The 18,126-nt window shown below is 71.0% G+C and carries 16 protein-coding genes; 7 read left to right on the top strand and 9 right to left on the bottom strand.

Annotated elements, in window-relative coordinates:
* Positions 1 to 18: 18 nt before the first annotated feature.
* Entirely contained in the window at positions 19 to 1,791 is a 1,773-nt protein-coding gene (locus tag ACIBQ1_RS57695) for an NAD+ synthase (protein ID WP_397291766.1), read from the top strand.
* Positions 1,792 to 1,898: 107 nt separating this feature from the next.
* On the opposite strand, the gene ACIBQ1_RS57700 is transcribed toward ACIBQ1_RS57695, so the two are convergent.
* From ACIBQ1_RS57700 to ACIBQ1_RS57730, 7 genes are all read right to left on the bottom strand, one after another.
* Entirely contained in the window at positions 1,899 to 4,376 is a 2,478-nt protein-coding gene (locus ACIBQ1_RS57700; RefSeq protein WP_397291768.1) for an FG-GAP-like repeat-containing protein, read from the bottom strand.
* A gap of 154 nt (positions 4,377 to 4,530) precedes the next feature.
* Positions 4,531 to 6,393 (bottom strand): hypothetical protein, encoded by a 1,863-nt coding sequence (locus tag ACIBQ1_RS57705; protein WP_397291769.1) that lies wholly within the window; start codon positions 6,391 to 6,393, stop codon positions 4,531 to 4,533.
* Positions 6,394 to 6,395: 2 nt separating this feature from the next.
* Positions 6,396 to 7,226, bottom strand: a complete 831-nt coding sequence (locus ACIBQ1_RS57710) for a carbohydrate ABC transporter permease (protein WP_397291770.1) — start codon at positions 7,224 to 7,226, stop codon at positions 6,396 to 6,398.
* Complete coding sequence (locus ACIBQ1_RS57715; RefSeq protein WP_397291772.1) at positions 7,216 to 8,157, bottom strand: carbohydrate ABC transporter permease; 942 nt, start codon at positions 8,155 to 8,157, stop codon at positions 7,216 to 7,218. Before ACIBQ1_RS57715 ends, ACIBQ1_RS57710 begins: the two co-directional genes overlap by 11 nt.
* Before the next feature lies 1 nt (position 8,158).
* Positions 8,159 to 9,421, bottom strand: coding sequence for an ABC transporter substrate-binding protein (locus ACIBQ1_RS57720; RefSeq protein ID WP_397291773.1), 1,263 nt, complete (start codon positions 9,419 to 9,421; stop codon positions 8,159 to 8,161).
* Between the two features lie 32 nt (positions 9,422 to 9,453).
* Positions 9,454 to 11,061, bottom strand: coding sequence for an FAD-dependent oxidoreductase (locus ACIBQ1_RS57725; protein WP_397291774.1), 1,608 nt, complete (start codon positions 11,059 to 11,061; stop codon positions 9,454 to 9,456).
* 14 nt (positions 11,062 to 11,075) lie between these two features.
* Entirely contained in the window at positions 11,076 to 12,095 is a 1,020-nt protein-coding gene (locus tag ACIBQ1_RS57730) for a LacI family DNA-binding transcriptional regulator (protein WP_397291777.1), read from the bottom strand.
* A gap of 185 nt (positions 12,096 to 12,280) precedes the next feature.
* Here ACIBQ1_RS57730 and ACIBQ1_RS57735 point away from each other — a divergent pair, with 185 nt between their 5' ends.
* The 5 genes from ACIBQ1_RS57735 to ACIBQ1_RS57755 all read left to right on the top strand — a co-directional run bounded on the left by ACIBQ1_RS57735 (position 12,281) and on the right by ACIBQ1_RS57755 (position 16,254).
* A complete protein-coding gene (locus ACIBQ1_RS57735) occupies positions 12,281 to 13,306 on the top strand; it encodes a hypothetical protein (RefSeq protein ID WP_397291778.1) in 1,026 nt (341 codons plus the stop codon).
* 277 nt (positions 13,307 to 13,583) lie between these two features.
* Positions 13,584 to 13,946, top strand: coding sequence for a metalloregulator ArsR/SmtB family transcription factor (locus ACIBQ1_RS57740; protein ID WP_397291779.1), 363 nt, complete (start codon positions 13,584 to 13,586; stop codon positions 13,944 to 13,946).
* A complete protein-coding gene (locus ACIBQ1_RS57745) occupies positions 13,943 to 14,443 on the top strand; it encodes an SRPBCC family protein (RefSeq protein WP_397291781.1) in 501 nt (166 codons plus the stop codon). Before ACIBQ1_RS57740 ends, ACIBQ1_RS57745 begins: the two co-directional genes overlap by 4 nt.
* Positions 14,444 to 14,476: 33 nt before the next feature.
* Positions 14,477 to 15,547, top strand: a complete 1,071-nt coding sequence (locus ACIBQ1_RS57750) for a hypothetical protein (protein ID WP_397291782.1) — start codon at positions 14,477 to 14,479, stop codon at positions 15,545 to 15,547.
* Positions 15,544 to 16,254: a GNAT family N-acetyltransferase gene (locus ACIBQ1_RS57755; protein WP_397291783.1), complete on the top strand. Its 711-nt coding sequence runs from the start codon at positions 15,544 to 15,546 to the stop codon at positions 16,252 to 16,254. Before ACIBQ1_RS57750 ends, ACIBQ1_RS57755 begins: the two co-directional genes overlap by 4 nt.
* Here the strand turns inward: ACIBQ1_RS57755 and ACIBQ1_RS57760 are convergent.
* The gene (locus ACIBQ1_RS57760) at positions 16,233 to 16,868 is read right to left on the bottom strand and encodes an SDR family NAD(P)-dependent oxidoreductase (RefSeq protein WP_397291785.1); all 636 of its coding nucleotides are present in this window, start codon (positions 16,866 to 16,868) and stop codon (positions 16,233 to 16,235) included. The genes ACIBQ1_RS57755 and ACIBQ1_RS57760 overlap by 22 nt on opposite strands.
* Positions 16,869 to 16,947: 79 nt before the next feature.
* On the opposite strand from ACIBQ1_RS57760, the gene ACIBQ1_RS57765 reads away from it, so the two are divergent.
* Complete coding sequence (locus tag ACIBQ1_RS57765; RefSeq protein ID WP_397291786.1) at positions 16,948 to 17,310, top strand: MerR family transcriptional regulator; 363 nt, start codon at positions 16,948 to 16,950, stop codon at positions 17,308 to 17,310.
* Here the strand turns inward: ACIBQ1_RS57765 and ACIBQ1_RS57770 are convergent.
* The gene (locus ACIBQ1_RS57770) at positions 17,307 to 18,098 is read right to left on the bottom strand and encodes a YybH family protein (protein ID WP_397291787.1); all 792 of its coding nucleotides are present in this window, start codon (positions 18,096 to 18,098) and stop codon (positions 17,307 to 17,309) included. The genes ACIBQ1_RS57765 and ACIBQ1_RS57770 overlap by 4 nt on opposite strands.
* Positions 18,099 to 18,126: the final 28 nt, after the last annotated feature.

Below are 18,126 nucleotides of genomic sequence, written 5' to 3' on the forward strand. Positions count from 1 at the left end.
CCGTACTAGGCTTGGCGCGTGGCACAACTGCGTATCGCCCTGGCCCAGATGAACCCGACCGTAGGCGACCTTGACGGCAACGCCGAGCGGCTGGTCGCGTGGACCCGCGACGCCGCCGACCGCGGGGCTCACCTCGCCGTCTTCACCGAGATGTTCCTCACCGGCTATCCCGTGGAGGACCTGGTGCTGCGCACGTCCTTCGTGGACGCCAGCATCCGCACCCTGGAGGAGGTCGCGCGCAGGCTGGAGCGGGAAGGCCTGGGCGACCTGCCGGTGGTGGTCGGCTACGTCGACCGGGCCGGCCTGGCGCCCCGCGTCGGCCAGCCGAAGGGCGCCCCGCTGGACGCGGCCGCGCTGCTGCACAAGGGCGAGGTGGTGACCCGCACGGCCAAGCATCACCTGCCCAACTACGGGGTGTTCGACGAATACCGCTACTTCGTGCGCGGCGACCGGCTGCCGATCTTCCGCCTGCACGGGGTGGACGTGGCGATCGCGGTGTGCGAGGACCTCTGGCAGGAGGGCGGCCCCGTGTCCGTCGTCGGCCAGGCGGGCGCCGGGCTGCTGGTCGCGCCGAACGCCTCGCCGTACGAGAAGGAGAAGGACGACGTGCGCCTGGCGCTGTGCGCGCGCCGGGCACGCGAGGCGGGCTGCGCCCTCGTCTACGTCAACCAGGTCGGCGGCCAGGACGAGCTGGTCTTCGACGGCGACTCGATCGTGGTGGACGCCTCGGGCGAGGTGGTGGCGCGGGCCGGCCAGTTCCGGGAGGAGCTGCTGACCGTGGACCTGGAGCTGCCGACCTCGGACGCCGAGCCGGGCTCCTTCCCCTATGACGCGGGCGACGGCTCCACGATCACCGTCGAGCGCCTGGTGCTCTCCTCCACCCCCGTGGAGCCGTACGAACCGGCGCCCCCGGCGGTCGCGGAGCACCTGGACCTGCACGGCGAGGTGTACGCGGCCCTGGTCCTGGCCGTGCGGGACTACGTGGCCAAGAACGGCTTCCAGTCGGTCATCCTGGGCCTGTCCGGCGGCATCGACTCGGCCCTGACCGCCACCATCGCCTCAGACGCCATCGGCCCCTCGCGCGTCAACGTGGTGCTCATGCCCTCCCGCTACTCCTCCGACCACTCCCTGGCCGACGCCGAGGAGCTGGTCCGCAGGCAGGGCGTCAACTCCCGGATCGCCCCGATCGCCGACATCGTCAACGCCTTCGAGAAGGAGATCGAGCTCTCGGGCCTGGCCGCCGAGAACCTCCAGGCGAGGGTACGCGGCATGATCCTCATGGGCCTGTCGAATCAGCACGGCCACCTGGTGCTGACGACCGGCAACAAGAGCGAGCTGGCGACGGGCTATTCGACGCTGTACGGCGACTCGGCCGGCGGCTTCGCCCCCATCAAGGACGTTCCGAAGACGATGGTCTGGGACCTGTCGAGGTGGCGCAACGCCAATTCGCTGCCGCAGTTCATGCTCGACGCCGAAACTCCCATTCCCGAAAATTCCATCACCAAGGAGCCGAGCGCCGAACTCCGCCCCGACCAGCGCGACACGGATTCTCTGCCTCCTTACGAAATCCTCGACCGCCTGCTGGACGATTACGTGGAGAAGGACATGGGCTCGACGGAGCTCATCGCGGCCGGCCACGATCCGGAGCTGGTCACGAGGGTCATCAGGCTGGTCGACCTGGCCGAGTACAAGCGCCGCCAGTATCCGCCGGGCCCGAAGATCACCCCGAAGAACTTCGGCCGCGACCGCCGCCTTCCCATCACCAACAGATGGCGCGAAACCGCCGACTGAACGGCTCCCTCGTCACCGCCGCGCTCTCCCCGGCCGGCCTGGTCGGGCCCGGGGCAGGCGACCCTCCGCCCCACCAAACCTCACGCCTCATAACACTGTCTGGGCTTTCAGTTGCCGCCGCGGTTCAGCCAGGCGCGGACCGCGCCGCCGTCGTAGACGACCAGATAGTCGGCTTTGCCGTCACCGCTGATGTCGGCGAACCGGACGTACTTGCGGGGGTAGTCGGAGGCGTGGGCCCAGTCGTAGCGGGCCTCGAAGCTGCCGTTGCCCCCGCCACCGCGGTTGAGGAAGGCGTGCACCGCGCCGTCGAGGCCGACCTGCAGGTAGTCGGCCTGGCCGTCACCGTCGCCGTCGGCGAACCGGACGGCTTCCAGCGATGAGCCTCGGGTGCCGCCGGCCCAGTCGAGCCACAGCCGCCAGTCCGGAGGCTGGGGCTCGCTACCGACCTGCCCGCTGTTGGGGTCCCACATGTTCCGGTACACGTGGACCGCGCCCTCCGCGCTGACCCGCAGGATGTCGTCGCGCCCGTCTCCGGTGACGTCCGCGAAGCGAAGGTTGTCCCGGTTGAACGTCTCCTCGCCGAAGACGATCCCCCAGTGGACGAATCTGAGCCGGTTGCCGGTCCCGGGGAAGTTGATGTAGGCCCGTACCTTGCTGTCGGAACCGACCACGAGGTAGTCGTCGCGTCCGTCCCCGTTGAGGTCGGCGAACCGCACCTCCTCCCCCTGGGCATCGTCTGCCGGGGCGTACGTGCCCACGTCCACCCAGTCGGGTTGCCCGGGGGTGCCGACGGTGTTCACCGATGCGCGGAAGCCGCCGTCCTGACCGACCTGAAGGTAGTCGGCCCGCTGGTCGCCGTTGAGCTCGGCGATGATCGTACGGCCCAGGTTGGTGCCGTATCCGGGGGCGATCACGCCCAGCGCGCGCCATCCCGCGCCGAGAGCCGTCTCGCCGGAGCCGACGGGGGACTCCCCCGGGTCGCCGGAGTCGACGGGAGAGTCCCCCAGGTCGTCGTCGACGGGAGAGTCCGCCGGGTCGCAGCCGTCGGCTTCGTTCTCGGGCAGCGGGGTCTGGATCCAGCCCTTGGCGTCCGCCGCCGATATGGCGGCGTACCAGGCGTCGGCCATCTTGGCGTAGCCCGCGTCCGTCGGGTGCGCGTCGTTCTCCAGTCCGTCGCTGACCAGCACCCGCTTCATGTCGACCAGAAGTACGTGCTTGCCCTCGTTCTGCAGGTCCTCCACCATGCCGGGCAGCGCCGCGTTGAACGCGTCGATGCGCGGCTGCAGCCCGGCCTTGGCGGTCGGGATGAGCTTGGCGACCAGCACCGTGGCACGTGGTGAGTGCGTCAGCGCCTGGTTGATCAGCTTCTTGAGCCGGGTGGGCGCGGCCGGCAGGTTGTAGTTCTGGTTCATGTCGTTGGTGCCGGCGTGCAGGGTGATCACGTTCGGCTGATACCGCGGCACGCTGCAGTAGGCGAAGGCCGCGATCTGGCCGATCCGCTTGCCCGGGTGCCCCTGGTTGTCGCGGTCGCTCATCGAGCCGGCCCGCACCGACCCGACGAAGTCGACGCTGCTCCAACTGCCCTTCAGATAGGCGTACAACTCGTCGCGGTAGCCGTTCCCGTCGGAACTCTCCACGCCGTAGGTGATCGAGTCTCCGAGCGGCATCACCCGCAGCGAGGAGGCGATGGGGATGCCACGCCGGTGCGCCTCGCGCACGATCGCATCCCAGACCAGCTCGGAGAGTTCCGCCCACTTCTCGCCGGCGCTGTTGACGAGGTTGCTGATGGTCTCGCCCGCCCATCCTCTGACGGCCACGGCCACGTCCTTCAGCGTCCTGCCGACCCTGAGCGCCGTGCCGGGCAGGGCCTTGCTCATCCAGTTCTTGCCCAGGTCCCAGCCGGCTCCGGGCAGCAGTGCCGCGACCAGCCCGAACGCGAGCGCTTCGGCCCACAGTTGCGGATCGTTCGCCGCTCTACCCGAGAAGTAGGAGGCCACCATGTACCCGCTGAAGGCCGCTATGCCCTGGGAGACGGCCGAGCAGACGTTGATGAACAGCGCGCTGGCGGGCGGGGCGGCGAAGGAGACGCAGAACGCGAAGGTGGCCACGCGTACGCCGACCGTGGCCATCAGGACGACCACCGATCGCCACCACCAACCCCAGGACGCCTCACCGACGTCCGCGGACGGGATGACGATCGCGAGCCCGTCACTCGTCGCTTGGAGCGTGCCGTCGACGTCGACGTCGTCATAGTCGCTGATGTCGACGATATCCGCCGGCGCGCCCTCGAAGTGCTCCCGCTGCCCGTTCAGCACGGCGAGCGCCTGCTCGCTCAGCGAGACGCCGGGCTGGTACACCTCCTCGATCGCGTCCCGCATCATCGCCTGGGTCACGCCCTCGAAGGCGAACCTGATCACCAGGTCGTCGTCGGCGGCCACCAGCGTGGCATCGGCGAGGACGGCGTCCTCGCCGCACAGGACCTCCATCCCCGTCGTGCCCGCCGGCGCGGTGGTCACCAGCTCACGTGGCAGACCGCACTCGGCCGTCGCCGACCGCGGCTCGGCGGGAACGCGAAGAAGACTCAAGGTAAGGACCAGGACCAATCCGCTCGCGATTCGGGCGGTCGTTCTTCGCATGTTCCCGCGCACCTCCACATTGAGTTGATCATGTCCGACCCACACGAGAACGGGGTGAATCCCCCGTTAACACTCGTCAGGTGGTGAAGCCCGTGAGGTCGCGTCAGCCCACGATGACCGTGAGGTCGAACGTGCCCTGGTGAGGGACGCGGAGGGCGTGGAAGCGGCGGGCGCCGTCGCGGAAGTAGCGCACGCTGCCGGCCGCGACGGTCGCCTGCAGAGGGGTGCCCCAGCGGAAGCGGATCGTGGTGCGGCCCCGGCGCACGTCGAAGCCGTCGGCGGTGGCGGCGGTCGAGCCGCCGAACGCGGCCCGCGTGCCGTCGGTGAAGGTGAGGACGTCCTCGGGCTGGAGGACGAGGGGGATCTGCTCGGTGGCCGCGGCGTTCGCCGTGACCGTACGCCGGATCGTCCGGCGGGTGACCAGGACGTCCGTGGTGACGTTCGCGTTGCCGTACCGGATGCCGAAGGCGGCCGGAGCCCGGCCGCCGGTCCACTCGCCGCCACCGGGGGCGCCGCGGAAGTAGGTGGCCGGAAGGGGGCCGTTGGAGTCGGGCGCCTGGCCGGGGAAGACGGTGGACCAGCAGGCGTGGTTGTTGTCGTTGAGCCCGCAGATGATCGTGCCTGCCTCGGGATGCCACAGGAAGGTCAGGCCGGTGCGGCCGCGGGAGGCGCGCTCGCCGAAGTAGCCGCCCAGGTACAGGCCGGGCTTGCGGACGTACAGGAAGTCCTGGCCCCTGTCCCTGCGCAGTTCGACGAAGTCGTGCGAGCGCAGGTAGGGCAGATCCGCGATGGCGACGGCCCGCTGCCGCCTGGTGGGGAAGCGCTCGCCGTACAGGCCGTGGGTGAGGATGCGCGGCGAGGTGTCCTGCTTGGCGAGCGGTGTCACCGGCTCGGTGGACGCGGCCCAGGCGGCGCGGGCCTCGGCGAGGTCCTCGCGAGCGGTCATGAACGCCGACAGCAGCGGTACCCGGCGGGTGAACGTCCAGTTGAGGGCGGTCCTGTCGGGGTCGGGCCTGACCTCGTCGTACCAGCGGGTGCTGGTGCGGGTGGAGGGCGCGACGTTGACCAGGTACCCGGCGCCGTCCGGTTCGCGCAGCAGGTTGTAGGACAGGAAGCCGGTGAACCTGCGGGCCATGTCCACCAGGTGCGGGTCCGAGCTCTGGTGGTAGGCGTCGGCCAGCTCGGGCAGCATGACCTCGAAGTTGTAGTTCATGTCGTGGCCGCCCTCCTCGTGGAAGAAGCCGGCGGAGCTCACGCCGGTCGCGGCGATCCTGGCGAACCCCTCGCTCAGGCTCGTGGCGAGCGCGGGGTCGGGGTCGAGCTTGAGCGCGAGCGACGCCCCGGCCAGGCCGGAGGCGGTCTGGTTGGCGTAGTTGAGGGGCTCCTGCCAGACGGTGCGGTTGGCGGGGTCGAGGAACCACGTCATCGCCGTCCGCAATGCGGCGGCGAGCTGGGACTGCCGGGTGGGCAGCGCCCCGGTCGCGCGCAGGATCCGCAGCGTTTTGGCGAGGTAGCCGATGCCGAACCCGGTGGGGGCCAGGCCGTGCTCGTTGCGGTTGTACTCGGGGAAGGAGCCGTCGGCGTGCTGGAGCGACAGGTAGTGGCCGAGCGCCGCGTCGAGCGCGGCCAGCAGGTTCGCGTCCCCGGCGTACGGGTTCCAGGGGCGGGCGTTGGCGTGGAACCAGGCCAGCGTGAAGACGTGCTCCTGCACGCGGGCGTTGTACGGCGCCGCCGGCGAACGCCACCAGCCGCCGGCGAAGAAGCCGGAGTCGTCCATGTCGTTGACCATGGGCGCGAGGGTGACCAGGTACGGCGCGAAGCGCTGCTCGTAAGGGGCGAACGACGTGCGGTTCAGCGTGGGCGGCGGCGGCAGGTCGGGGACGGCGGCGAAGGCGGTGCCGGGCGCGAGCACGGGGACGGCCGGGAGCAGGGCGGCGGCGCGCAGGAGGGTGCGGCGGGAGAGCATGGTCAGCCTTTCAGACCGGTGTGCGCGAGCCCCTCGATGAACTGCCGCTGGGCCAGCACGAAGACGACCAGGATGGGCAGGGCGGTCATCGTGGCGGCCGAGAGCTGCACGTTCCACAGGGGCGAGCCGTAGGCGTCGACGAACTGGGTGAGCGCCTGCGGCAGGGTGAACTTCGACGGGGTGGACAGGAACACGATCGGTTCGAGGTAGAGGTTCCACGAGTGCAGGAACGTGAAGATGGCGACGGCGCCGAGCGCGGGCCTGGCCAGCGGCAACGCCACCCGGCAGAAGGTGCCGAAGCGGCCGAGCCCGTCGACCCTGGCGGCCTCCTCCAGCTCGCCGGGCAGCGTGATGAAGAACTGCCGCATGATGAACGTCGCCAGCACGCTGGGCGCGCCCAGGATCGGCACCAGGATCAGCGGCCAGTGCGTGTCGGTCAGCCCCGCCGTGTGGAACATCTGGAACAGCGGGACGATCGTCACCTCGCTGGGGATCAGCAGGCCGACGAGCACGACCAGGAAGAGCACGTTCTGGCCGGGGAAGCGGATGCGGGCGAAGGCGTAGCCGGCCATCGCGGCCACCGCCATCGTGCCGGCGGTCACCACCGCCGCGATGTAGAGGCTGTTGAGGTACTGCTGCCCGAACGGCTGCAGCTCGAAGACCCTGCCGTACGTGGAGAAGTCGAACCGGGAGGGCACCAGCGCGGGCGGGAAGGCGAAGATGTCGCTGATCGGCTTCACCGACGAGGTGACCATCCACCAGGTCGGGAACACGAACGGCACGCACAACACGCACAGCAGCGCGTACAGCGCGAGCTTGACCCTACGACTCATGGAAGACCCACTTCCGGCGCAGCCGCCACTGCAGCAGCGTCAGCGCCGCGACGATCAGGAACAGCAGGACCGACAGGGTGGCGCCGTAGCCGAGGTGCCGGAACTGGAAGGCCTGCTGGTACAGGTAGTAGACGAGGACCGTGGTGGACATGCCGGGCCCGCCCTGGGTGAGCACGGCGATCTGGGCGAACACCTGCAGCGACCCGACCACGGTGATGATCGAGGTGAGCAGGATCGTCGGGCTGATCTGCGGCACCGTGATGCGCAGGAAGCGGGTCCAGGCGCCGGCGCCGTCGAGCTGCGCGGCCTCGTACAGCTGGCGGGGCACGCCCTGGAGCGCCGCCAGGAACAGGACCATGTTGAGCCCCACGTTCTTGACGACCTGGACCACGATGACCGACAGCAGGGCGGTCGTCTCGCCGCGCAGCCAGTTGGGCCCGTCGATGCCCGCCGCGCCGAGCAGGCCGTTGACGCCGCCGTCCTGCTGGAGCAGGAACTGCCAGACGATCGTCCAGGCGACCAGCGACACCAGCACCGGCGAGAAGAACAGCGTGCGGAAGAACGTGGTGCCGCGCAGCCGCTGGTCGAGCAGGATGGCCAGGGCGAGGGCGAGGGTGAGGTTGAGCACGACCAGACCGGCCGAGAAGAGCGCGGTGCTGGTCAGCACCTGCCCCATCTTCGGGTCGGCGAGCAGCTTGGCGTAGTTCTCGCCGCCGACGTACTCGAACGTGCCCGCCAGCACGTTCCACTCCTGGAGGCTGTAGTAGACGACCAGGCCGAGCGGCAGCAGGACGAACAGCACGCTGCCCACGAGTTGCGGCGAGATCAGCAGGTAGCCGACGAGGGCGTCACGCCGGGGGACGGTCCAGAAGGGGCGGGGCCGGGTGGCGGCGCCTACGGCCACCCGCCCGCCGAGGTCCGTGGCCGCCATGTCATCCGCCCAGCAGCGGCTGGATCTTCGCGCACACGCCGTCCAGCACCGCCTTGACGTCGGCGTCCGGCTTCCACAGCGGGTCGAGGGCGGCCCTGGTGGTCTGCGCGAGCTCGGCCTGACCCTTGTGGCTGGGCTTGACCACGCCCTTCTCGATGCCGTCGATCACTACCTTCTGGAGCTGGTCGCCGTTCAGCATGGGGCTGGTCTTGGCCATGGTGTCGGCGGTCAGCAGTGAACTGCGGGCGGGCGGGAAGTACGCGGCGAGCTTGGCGGAGTTGGCGGCGTTGGCGAAGTAGGCGAGGAAGTCGGTGGCCTGCTGGGCCCTCGGCGACTTCTTCAGCACGCCGATCCCGGCCTGGCCGATGACCGCGTACTCGCCCTTCGGCCCGGCGGGCAGCGGCACCAGGTCCCACTTGAAGGTCGCGTCCTTCAGCATGGCGGCGCGGGAGATCTGGGCGACGGCCATCGCGGTGTCGCCGGAGAAGAAGTCGACGGCGGTGCCCGGCCCCGGCATGGACTTGTCGGTGAAGATCGCCTTGTGCGTGAACGTCATGGCCTCGACCATCTCGGGCGCGTTGAACTGGCAGGTGGCGCCGTCGTCGCTCCATGCCTTGGCGCCCCAGCCCTGCCAGACGGTGGCGAGGTTGTCCCAGGCCTTGTAGTCGAAGTTGAGGATGGTCAGGCCGTTCTTGCCCTTCGCCGCGACGGCCTTGTTGATCTCGTTGGCGTGCTCCCAGTCCCACTGGCCGGCCTTCATCAGCTCGCGCGGCGTCTTCTGGCCCGCGGCCTTGACCAGGTCGGTGTTGACGAAGACGCCGAAGGGCGAGGTGGAGAACGGGTAGGCGTACAGCTCTCCGTCGCGCTCCCACAGCCGGGTGGCGGCCGGGACCAGCTCGGCCGCGTTCTCGATCTTGCTCTTGAGCGGGACGAGGGCGCCGGAGCCGACGAAGTCCGGGGCGGAGTTCTCCAGGATCCACGCCAGGTCGGGGGCGTTGCCGCCGGCGATCTGCGTGGTCAGCGTGGTCGTGTAGTTCTCGAACGGGATGGGGTCGAAGGTGATCGCACCGACCTGCGGGTGGGACTTGCGGTACTCGGCGGCGATCTCGTTGAACAGCTTCAGGTGGGCCTCGTTGGAGGTCCAGATCGACATGCGCAGCGGCTGCGGGCCCTGCGCGGCCTCGGTGGTGCCGCCGTCGCCGCAGGCGGTGGCCACGAGGAGGGCGGTCAGCGAGAGGGCCGCCAGCTTCCCGGATGCTTTCATGGGGGGTTCTCCTTCTGGCGTCGATGACGGCTTCAGTAACCGGTGACGTCGGGCCAGCGCAGCTCCACGCCGTCGCGCACGAGCCGGTGCTGGAAGTCGGCCAGGAGCCGGTCGTTCGCGCGCACGGCGTGCGGCGTGGTGGCGTGGTCCAGGCAGAAGGCGGCGAGCGCGCCGGCCGCCTCGCCGACGTTCCACTCCACCGGATGCAGGCGGTAGGCGCCGTTGGTGATGTGGGTGGTGCCGATGTTCTTGCCGGCGGGCAGCAGGTTGGTCATCCGCCGCGGGACCAGCGCCCCGAGAGGGATCTCGAACGGGGAACAGGCGACGTCGATGTAGTTGTCGCCGCCGGTCGACGGGTGCAGGTCGATGCGGTACATGCCCACGCCCACGGAGTCGTGATACGAGACGGCGCCCTTGTCGCCGCGGACCGCCACGGACAGGTCCTGTTCGGTGACGGTGGTCAGGGCCCGGACACGCCGGGACTCGCGGATGTAGGGCGCCTGGGCGAGCCCGTCGGCGCCGCCGGTGACGTCGCCGCGCAGGCGAAGGCCCGGGTATCCGGTGCCGCCGTCGTGGCGGGGGGCCTCGGTCTGCAGCCAGTACAGCACCGACAGGGACAGCTCGCGGGCGGCCGCCAGGTGCCGGCCGGCGTCCGGCACGTCGATGACCGGGCCCTCCAGGTAGTCGATCATCGGCCAGTTGACGAGGGTGATGTCGCTGGCGTACGCGCCCTGCGTGAAGTTGCGGCGCGCGGCGATCCTGCGGAAGGTCCACAGGTTGGCGTCGCCCGGGTTGACGCGCTGGTCGGCCTCGACGAGCTGGGGGTCGTCGTCGGGATTGGGCGTGAAGGAACGTTCCATGATCGCGAGGGTGCGCGGGTTCGGGCACCGCCACGACAGCAGCTTGTCGCCCCAGAAGGGCGGCTCGTAGGCCCGCCAGAAGTCGTAGGAGGCGGGCCGGTCGATCGTGTGGTCGCCGTCGACGTGGTCGACCGCGAAGCAGACGGAGACGGCCTGCATGTTCAGCGGTTGCGCCTCGGCGGGCGCGCTCGGCTCGCCCGTCTCGGACTGCGACTCGAATCCGGTGACGTACTCGGTGCCTGTCAGGGGCAGCAGTTCGCCGGTCTCGGTCGCGTCCAGCACGTACGGCGCGCGCAGCACGACCTGCTCGGCGTCATCGTCGCGATGCGCCAGCCGTACCAAGGTGACGCGGTCGCCGTCCACCTCCGCGCCCACCGGCCGGTACGGCTGCAGCACCCGTAACCGCCCCGAGCCCCGATAGGGGGCGAGCATCGCCTCGATCACCGCGACCGCGACCCTGGGCTCGTGGCACAGGCGGCTCACGTGACCGGCTCCCGGGTTGAACTCCCGCTGCGCCCGCGCCCGTCCGGTGAGCGGGTAGTGGTCGCGGTAGTAGCGCCGGATGCCGTCGCGCAGGGTCCGGTAGCTCGCCGTGACACCGAACCGCTCCACCCAGGAGTGCTCGTCGGGCGGGACGGCCTGGCTGGTGAGCTGGCCACCGAGCCAGTCGTGCTCCTCCGTGAGGACCACCGTGCGGCCGGCCCGCAGCAGGGCCAGCGCGGCGGCGACGCCGCCCAGCCCGCCGCCGACGATGGCCGCGTCTGCCGAAATCTCAACCACGTGGGGATCTCCTGTCACATTCCGGGTGCCGGAGCCAGCGTGCTGCCGGCGATCAGCTCGCAAGGGAGCAGTTCTTGTGGGCTCCCGCCGGTCTCCAGCACTTCGGCCAGCAGTTTCACGGCTCTGTGGCCCATCTCGCGCCTGGGGATGCGGAATCCCGTGAAGTCGGTGTCGGCCTGGACCGGCCGGGTGAACGCGCCCAGAGTGAGGATGGACAGGTCGCGGGGAATCTCCATGTCGCGCTCCCCGGCCGCTGCGGCGAGCGCGACGCAGTCGGCGTACTCCTCGACGAAGACCGCCGTCACCCCGGCCGCGACCAGGGCCTCCAGGGGCGCCTCGGGCGGGAGGTGGCGGCCGTCGGCGCCGCCCGCCGCCACACCCTCGTGGAACCCGCGCAGGCGGTCGGCCCTGGACTCGCCGCCCGTGCCCGCCCCGACGTAGGCCAGACGCCGATGGCCGAGGGCCACCGCCCGCTCGACCAGTGCCCGGACCGCCGACGGGTAGTCGGCCCCCACGTACGGCACCGGCCCGCCCGCGTCGTCGCGGCGGCCGACGGAGACGAACGGGATCCCCTCCGCCAGCAGCCGGGCCAGGTCGTCACGGTCGACCGTACGGCCGAGCAGCAGGCAGCCGTCGGCCAGCCGCACGCGGCTCTCCTCGTTGAAGATTTTCCTTCGCGCCCCCGAGACCGCCCTGGCGCTGGTGAACAGCAGCAGGTCGCAGCCGATCTCCTCGGCGCACTCCTCGATGCCGCCCAGGAACGGGTGGTAGAAGTCGGCGCTCTCGGTGGGGAAGACCGCCTCGTAGGTGAACACGCCGAGGATGCGGTTACGCCCCTCGGCGAGCCGTCGCGCGGCGGGATCGGCCACGTAGCCGGTCTCCTTGATCACCCGCAGGACCCTTTCGCGGGTCTCGGGGGAGATCCGCACCGCGGCGTCGCCGCGCTTGTTGAGCACGAGGGACACCATCGTCTGGCTCACGCCGGCCATCTTGGCGATGTCCTGCTGTGTGAGACGTCGGCCCGGGCCAGTCACCGTCTGTGTTCTCCCCTGATTCGTTAATGCGCATTAGCGAGTTGGTAGGGCCCCATCTTTCGCATGGCGCCGCGTGCTGTCAAGAGTGGATTTTCCCGAGTTAATTCGTATTAGCATCTTGACGCGGCGTTCGACCGAGGGAGAGCGTGTGAATCCGCACCGCGACGCAGCGTGAAGGAGAGGACGTGGACGCTCCCCACCCATTGATCCGACGGCGGACCTTGTTACTGGGCGCGGCGGCGGGCATGGCCGCAGGCCTGGGCCTCGGACCGGCCGCGAGCGCAACAGCGGGCCCGGCCACACGCCTGGGCCTCGGACCGGCCGCGAACGCGGCGGCGGGCCCGGCCGGGATGCCGACCTACCGGTATCTGCGCGACGCGCTGGCCCTGCCGCTCAGCCACAACCCGACGGGGGAGTTCATCTTCCCCTGCATCAGAGGGGTGTACGACAAGCTCAGCAATCCCCGAGCGCGCTATTACCTCTACTACGCCCCGCATGAGGACCCGGGCGGCATCTGCGTGGCCTTCGCCAATTCCCTGGCGGGCCCCTTCGACGACTACTCGGGCAACCCGATCATCGACAACCGCCTGCCGACCACCACGGTCTCACACGTGTCCTCACCCCACGTGACCTGGGACGCCTCCACCCGGCAGTTCTTCTGCTACTTCCACGGCGAGAACTTCACCACGCGCGTGGCCCGCTCCACCGACGGCGTCACCTTCACCGACGAGACCCCGATCCTCAGCACCCGCCTGGTGCCCGGCACCTCCGAGACCTCCTACGCGCGGGTCTTCGAGCATGCGCTGCCCGGACGTGACAACAAGTACGTGATGATCTTCATGGGGCTGCGCAACGGCCGCCGCATCTTCTACGGCTGGTCGCCCAACGGCTGGGACGGCTGGCAGTTCAGCGCGACCCCGCTGGTGAACCCCGAACCCGACGGCGTGACCGACATCTCCGGCCCGACCCTCGTCAAACGCAACGGAACCACCTACGTGGCCTATCACGGCAACGACGGCAGGATGCGGATCACCGAGGTCGGCAACGCGTTCGACAGGGAGACGCACCTCGGCGTCTTCCACTCCCCGATCCCCTCGGACAACGGCAGGGTGGCGGCGCCGTCGTTCGGCACCCAGGACGGCGTGGAGTACATGTTCTACGAGGCAGGGCCGCGGCTGAACGCACGCATCTGCATCGCCCGGGCGGTCTGACAGCCGTCAGGCGACAGGGCCGCGAGCCGGCGCGGCGATGCTCGTGAACGGTGGAGCCCGGGGCACTGCCGGTTTCCCGGTCGGCTGCACTCCCCCGGTGTCCCTGGTCCGGATCGCTCCTGGGGCTGGCGCTCGGGGCCGGTTGCCCGGCCGCCATGGCAGGCGCGCCCGGCGCCGTCGCCTCCACCCTCGACCCGCCCACCCTCGCGAGCGGGAGCCGTCCGGGAACGGGAGGAAACGGTTGGCGAACGCGTAACCCATAGGTTACGCTTTTGCCGTGGACGAGGTGGCAGGGGTGATCGCGGACCCGGTTCGGCGGCGGATCCTGGTGATGCTCAAGGACGGACGGCTGTCGGCAGGAGAGGTCGCCGAGCGGTTCGCCATCAGCCGGCCCGCCGTGAGCCGGCACCTGCGGGTGCTCCGGCAGAGCGGGCTGGTTCACGCGGAGCTGATCGGCAGGCAGCGCTTCTACACGCTCGACCCCGAGCCGTTCGGCGAGCTCATCGCCTGGCTCGCCCAGTTCGAACGGCCCTCCGGGTGGGAGCATCGCCTGGACGCGCTGGAGACCGAGGTCTACCGGACGCGCCGCGAGCGCGGCTCGGGCACAAGGACCGGGAGCAGAGAGGAAAGGACGGCATGACCCGTTTCCCCACCGGCCGGCTGTTCAGGACGAGCGAGGGCAGCGACCTCGTTCTCAGCCGGACGTTCCGCGCGCCCGCCGAGGACGTGTGGGCCAGCATCACCGAGCCCGACCGCACCGCCCGCTGGTTCGGCCCCTGGGAGGGCCACGGCGCGCCCGGCCAGACGATCAAGGTGCGGTTGGTGTTCGAGGAGCAGTCCCCCTGGTACGAAATGCGCATCGAGGCGTGCGAACCGCCGAAGCGGCTGGCCGTGTCCTCTCTCGACGAGTCCGGGGCCTGGCGGATCGAGCTGCTGCTGGAGGAGCATGACGGCACGACGGAGCTGCGGTTCGTCCACCATCTCGACACCGAGGACATGATCGGCGAGATCGGGCCCGGCTGGGAGTACTACCTCGACATGCTCGTGGCCGCCCGCGACGGCTCCCCGACGCCGCACTTCGACGACTACTACCCGTCGATGCAGGCGCACTTCCTCGGGCTGTCCCAGCAGGGCTGAGGGATTGTCGGTGGCGGCTGGCAGAGTGGGCGCGTGCCTCAACCGCTCAAGGACCTGATCAACGCCGGCTCCGTCTCCGTGCTGGCCGACGGGCTGGCCGCCTCATGGGCGCCGTTCCCGCGGGCCGCCTTCGTCGCGCGCGCCCTGGCCGGGCTCGACGGGCTGGAGCTCAAGGACCGCGTCAGGCATGTCGCCGCGGCCCTGCACGACGCGCTGCCGCTCCCCTACCCGCAGGCCGCGGAGGTCGTCCGCGAGTGCGCCTCGCGGGTCGCGCTGGACATGTGGAGCGGCTGGCCGGCCACCGATCACACGGCCGCCCAGGGGCTCGGCCACCTGGAGGCGGGGATGGGCACGCTGGCCGTGCTCACGCCGTACGCCACGGGCGAGTTCGCCGTGCGGCCCTACCTGGAGCACCACCGCGACGACGCCCTCAAGATCATGTACGGCTGGGCGGAGTCCCCTGACGAGCATCTGCGCCGCCTGGCCTCCGAGGGGTCGCGACCGCGGCTGCCGTGGGGCGCCCGGGTGCGCTGGCTGATGGCGCCCGGGCCGACCCTGCCGCTGCTCGACCGGCTGCGCGACGACCCGAGCGAATACGTCCGCCGCTCGGTCGCCAACCACGTCAACGACCTGGCCAAGGACCACCCGGAGGTGGCGCTGGGGCTGCTGGCCCGATGGCGTTCCGACGGCGGCTCGCACGTGGAGAAGGTGCTGCGCCACGCGGTGCGCGGGCTGCTGCGCTCCGGCCACCCCGAGGCGCTGGCGCTGGTGGGCGTCACCCCGGGCAGCGGCGCGGTCGACGTGCTGGCCCTGGAGTCCGACGCGGTGGCCGTCGGCGGGAAGCTGGCCTTCGCCGTCACGGTCACGGCGGGCGCGCCGGGGCCGGTGCTGCTCAAGTACGCGATCCGGCGGGCGGGTTCGCGCCGGGTGTTCCACCTGGGCCGGCGGGAGGCGGCGGGGCCCGGCACGACGTTCACCGTGCGCAAGAGCCATTCCTTCCGCCCGGTCACCACCCGCGACGAGCCACCGGGCGCCAGGGAGCTCGACGTGATCGTCAACGGCAGGGTGGCCGCGAGCGCCGCGTTCACGCTGGTGGGGTCATGACCGTCGGCCTGCTCGCCGTCGAGCTGGGCGTCATCTGGCGTCTCGACTCCCGGGGCCGCCTGCCGGGGCCGGAGGAGGTGGTGATCGGCGTGGCGGCCGACGGCATGACCGCCGCGGTCTGCGCCGACGTGCCCGACCCGCTCGCCGCGCGCCTCCTGGACCTCGTCTCCCGGAGCGCCCCGCCGCCCCCGGGCGAGCCGCCGGACGCCCTGGCGCGGTGCGACACCCTGCTGGGCGGCGGGCGGACGGTGTCCGGAGGGCCGTGCTATCTGGTGCGGCCGCCGCTGCCGTTCGAGGCGCCGGCCGAGGTCCTCAGGTCGGACGATCCGTCGCACGCCGCACGCGCACGCCCGCCGCGGCCTCCGAACTGGGAGCCCGAGGAGTGGGACGAGCTCGTCGCCGGTGGCGCGGGCGCGCCCTGGGCGATGATCGTCGAGGACGGGCAGGTGGCCGCGATCTGCCACAGCGCCCGGCTGACCCCCGAGGGAGCCGAGGCCGGCACCTGGACGTCGCCCGCCTTCCGGGGCCGCGGATACGCGGCGGCGACCACCGCCGCCTGGGCCGGCCTACTGCCGGGGCTCCACCTGTTCTACAGCACGAGCGCCGGCAACCGCTCCTCCCAGCGGGTGGCCGAGCGGCTGGGGCTCCGCGCCATCGGCCGGCTCTGGAAGCTCACACCCGCGGGTCACGCCCCGGTACCGTCGTAGCGGACCTCCCGTTCCCACTGTTCCCGGGGCTGGGTGTGCAGGCGCCAGTAGTGCTCGGCGATGTCGTCGGGGTCGAAGGCGGTGCCGGGCGCGACCGGCCCGGCCACGGTGACGCCGGCCACGTGCACCCCCGAGGGCCCATACTCCTGGTCGAGCAGCGCCACCAGCGTCCGCACGCCCGCCTTGCCGAGCGAGAGGCTGACGTACCGGGCCTTGGGCTCGGGCATCCCCCCGGTGATGAGGAACGATCCGCTGCCGCGCCGGGCCATCGCGGGAGCCACGTGCGCGGCCGCGATGAGCGCCCCCACCACGTTCACGGCCCAGGCGTCCAGCTGGGCCCGCACGGTCGCCTCGCCCGGCGTGTCCGGCCGGATGAGCGCGGCGTTGTAGACGACGGCGTCCGGGGTGCCCAGCTCGGCGGCGGCCGCGTCGAGGGCCGCCTTGAGCTGGGCCTCGTCGGTGCTGTCCGCCTTGTACGCGAGCACCCCGACCAGATCGAGCGTCGTGCCGCTACGCGAGACGACCGCGACCCGCAGCCCCTCCCTCGCGAACCGCCGGGCCACGGACCGGCCGATCCCCGGCCCCGCTCCGATGATCACGGCTCCAGGCATCATCGGCTCCTCTCCGTTGTTGTTGTCGGAAGCTTGTGATCGGAAGCTAAGGCGTCACATCGATGTGAAGGTCAAGGAGCATATGAGGATCGGAGACCTGGCCCGCCGCACCGGGGTGAGCAGGCGGCTGCTGCGCTACTACGAGGAGCAGGGGCTGCTGCGGCCGGTGCGGCTGCCCAACGGCTACCGCGAGTACGGCGAACCGGACGTGGCGTCGGTGCGCCACATCCGTACGATGCTCGCCGCCGGGCTCCCGACGACCGTCATCGCCCTCCTGCTGCCCTGCGTCCACGACGACGGCGACCGGATGGTGCCGACGGCGTGCCCGGGCATGCTGAGCAATCTGCGGAAGGAGCGCGAGCGCATCGCCGAGACGATCGAGCGGCTCCAGACGTCCCAGCATGCCCTCGACACCCTGCTCGCCACCGTCCGGCCGGGCGCCTAGCGCGGGCCCAGGTCGGTGCGCGCCTCGCCCGTGGCCGGGTCGTACGGGTAGGAGACGTGCTGGTGGATCATCACCCACGAGCCGTTCCGCCGCTCGAACACCCGCGTCCCCCGCGACCACGTCCCGGCGGCACCGCCCACGCGGACCCGGTTCAGCCCCCACGCGACCGCGAGGTCCTCCCTGGCCAGGACCTTCAGGTCAGGCACGTCGAAACGGACGTCGGGCCCCTCGTCGAGGCCGCGCGCGCAGACCTGCCGCACCGCCTCCACGCCCACGTACGCGAGCGGCGCCTCGTGCTCGTACGAGACGACGTCGTCGGCGATGGCGGCCATCATGCCGTCGAGGTCCTTGGCCGCGGTGCCCTCGTACCACCGCTCGTGGACCCGCCGCACCTCCCGCGCGGCAGCCCCGTCGTCGGCGATCGGGAACGAGTGGTGCTCGTGCGCGACGACCCACCGGCCGCCCTCCTTGCGCAGGCCGAGCGTCAGCCGCAGGCGCCGGTCGTCGTCGGCGGGCATGCCGCAGCGCAGCAGCGCGTACGCGAAGGCGACGTCGTCACCTGCGACGACGTCCAGCGACTCGATCTCGAACGCCGCCCCCTGCGCCTGCCACTCGAAGAACGGCGGCCAGGCCTTCTCGTACGCCTCGATGCCGCGGACGTCCTGCGGCACGTCGAACATCACGATGTCCGCGGCGTGGTCCGCGAGCACCGCGTCCAGGTCGCCGCGGTGCACCGCCTCGGCCCAGCGCAGGATCAGGTCACGGATCTGGTCTTCGTTCGTGGACATGGGCGAGGTCCTTCCGGGGTCGATGCCG

The sequence above is a fragment of the Nonomuraea sp. NPDC050153 genome (assembly GCF_044460125.1).
GTDB lineage: Bacteria > Actinomycetota > Actinomycetes > Streptosporangiales > Streptosporangiaceae > Nonomuraea.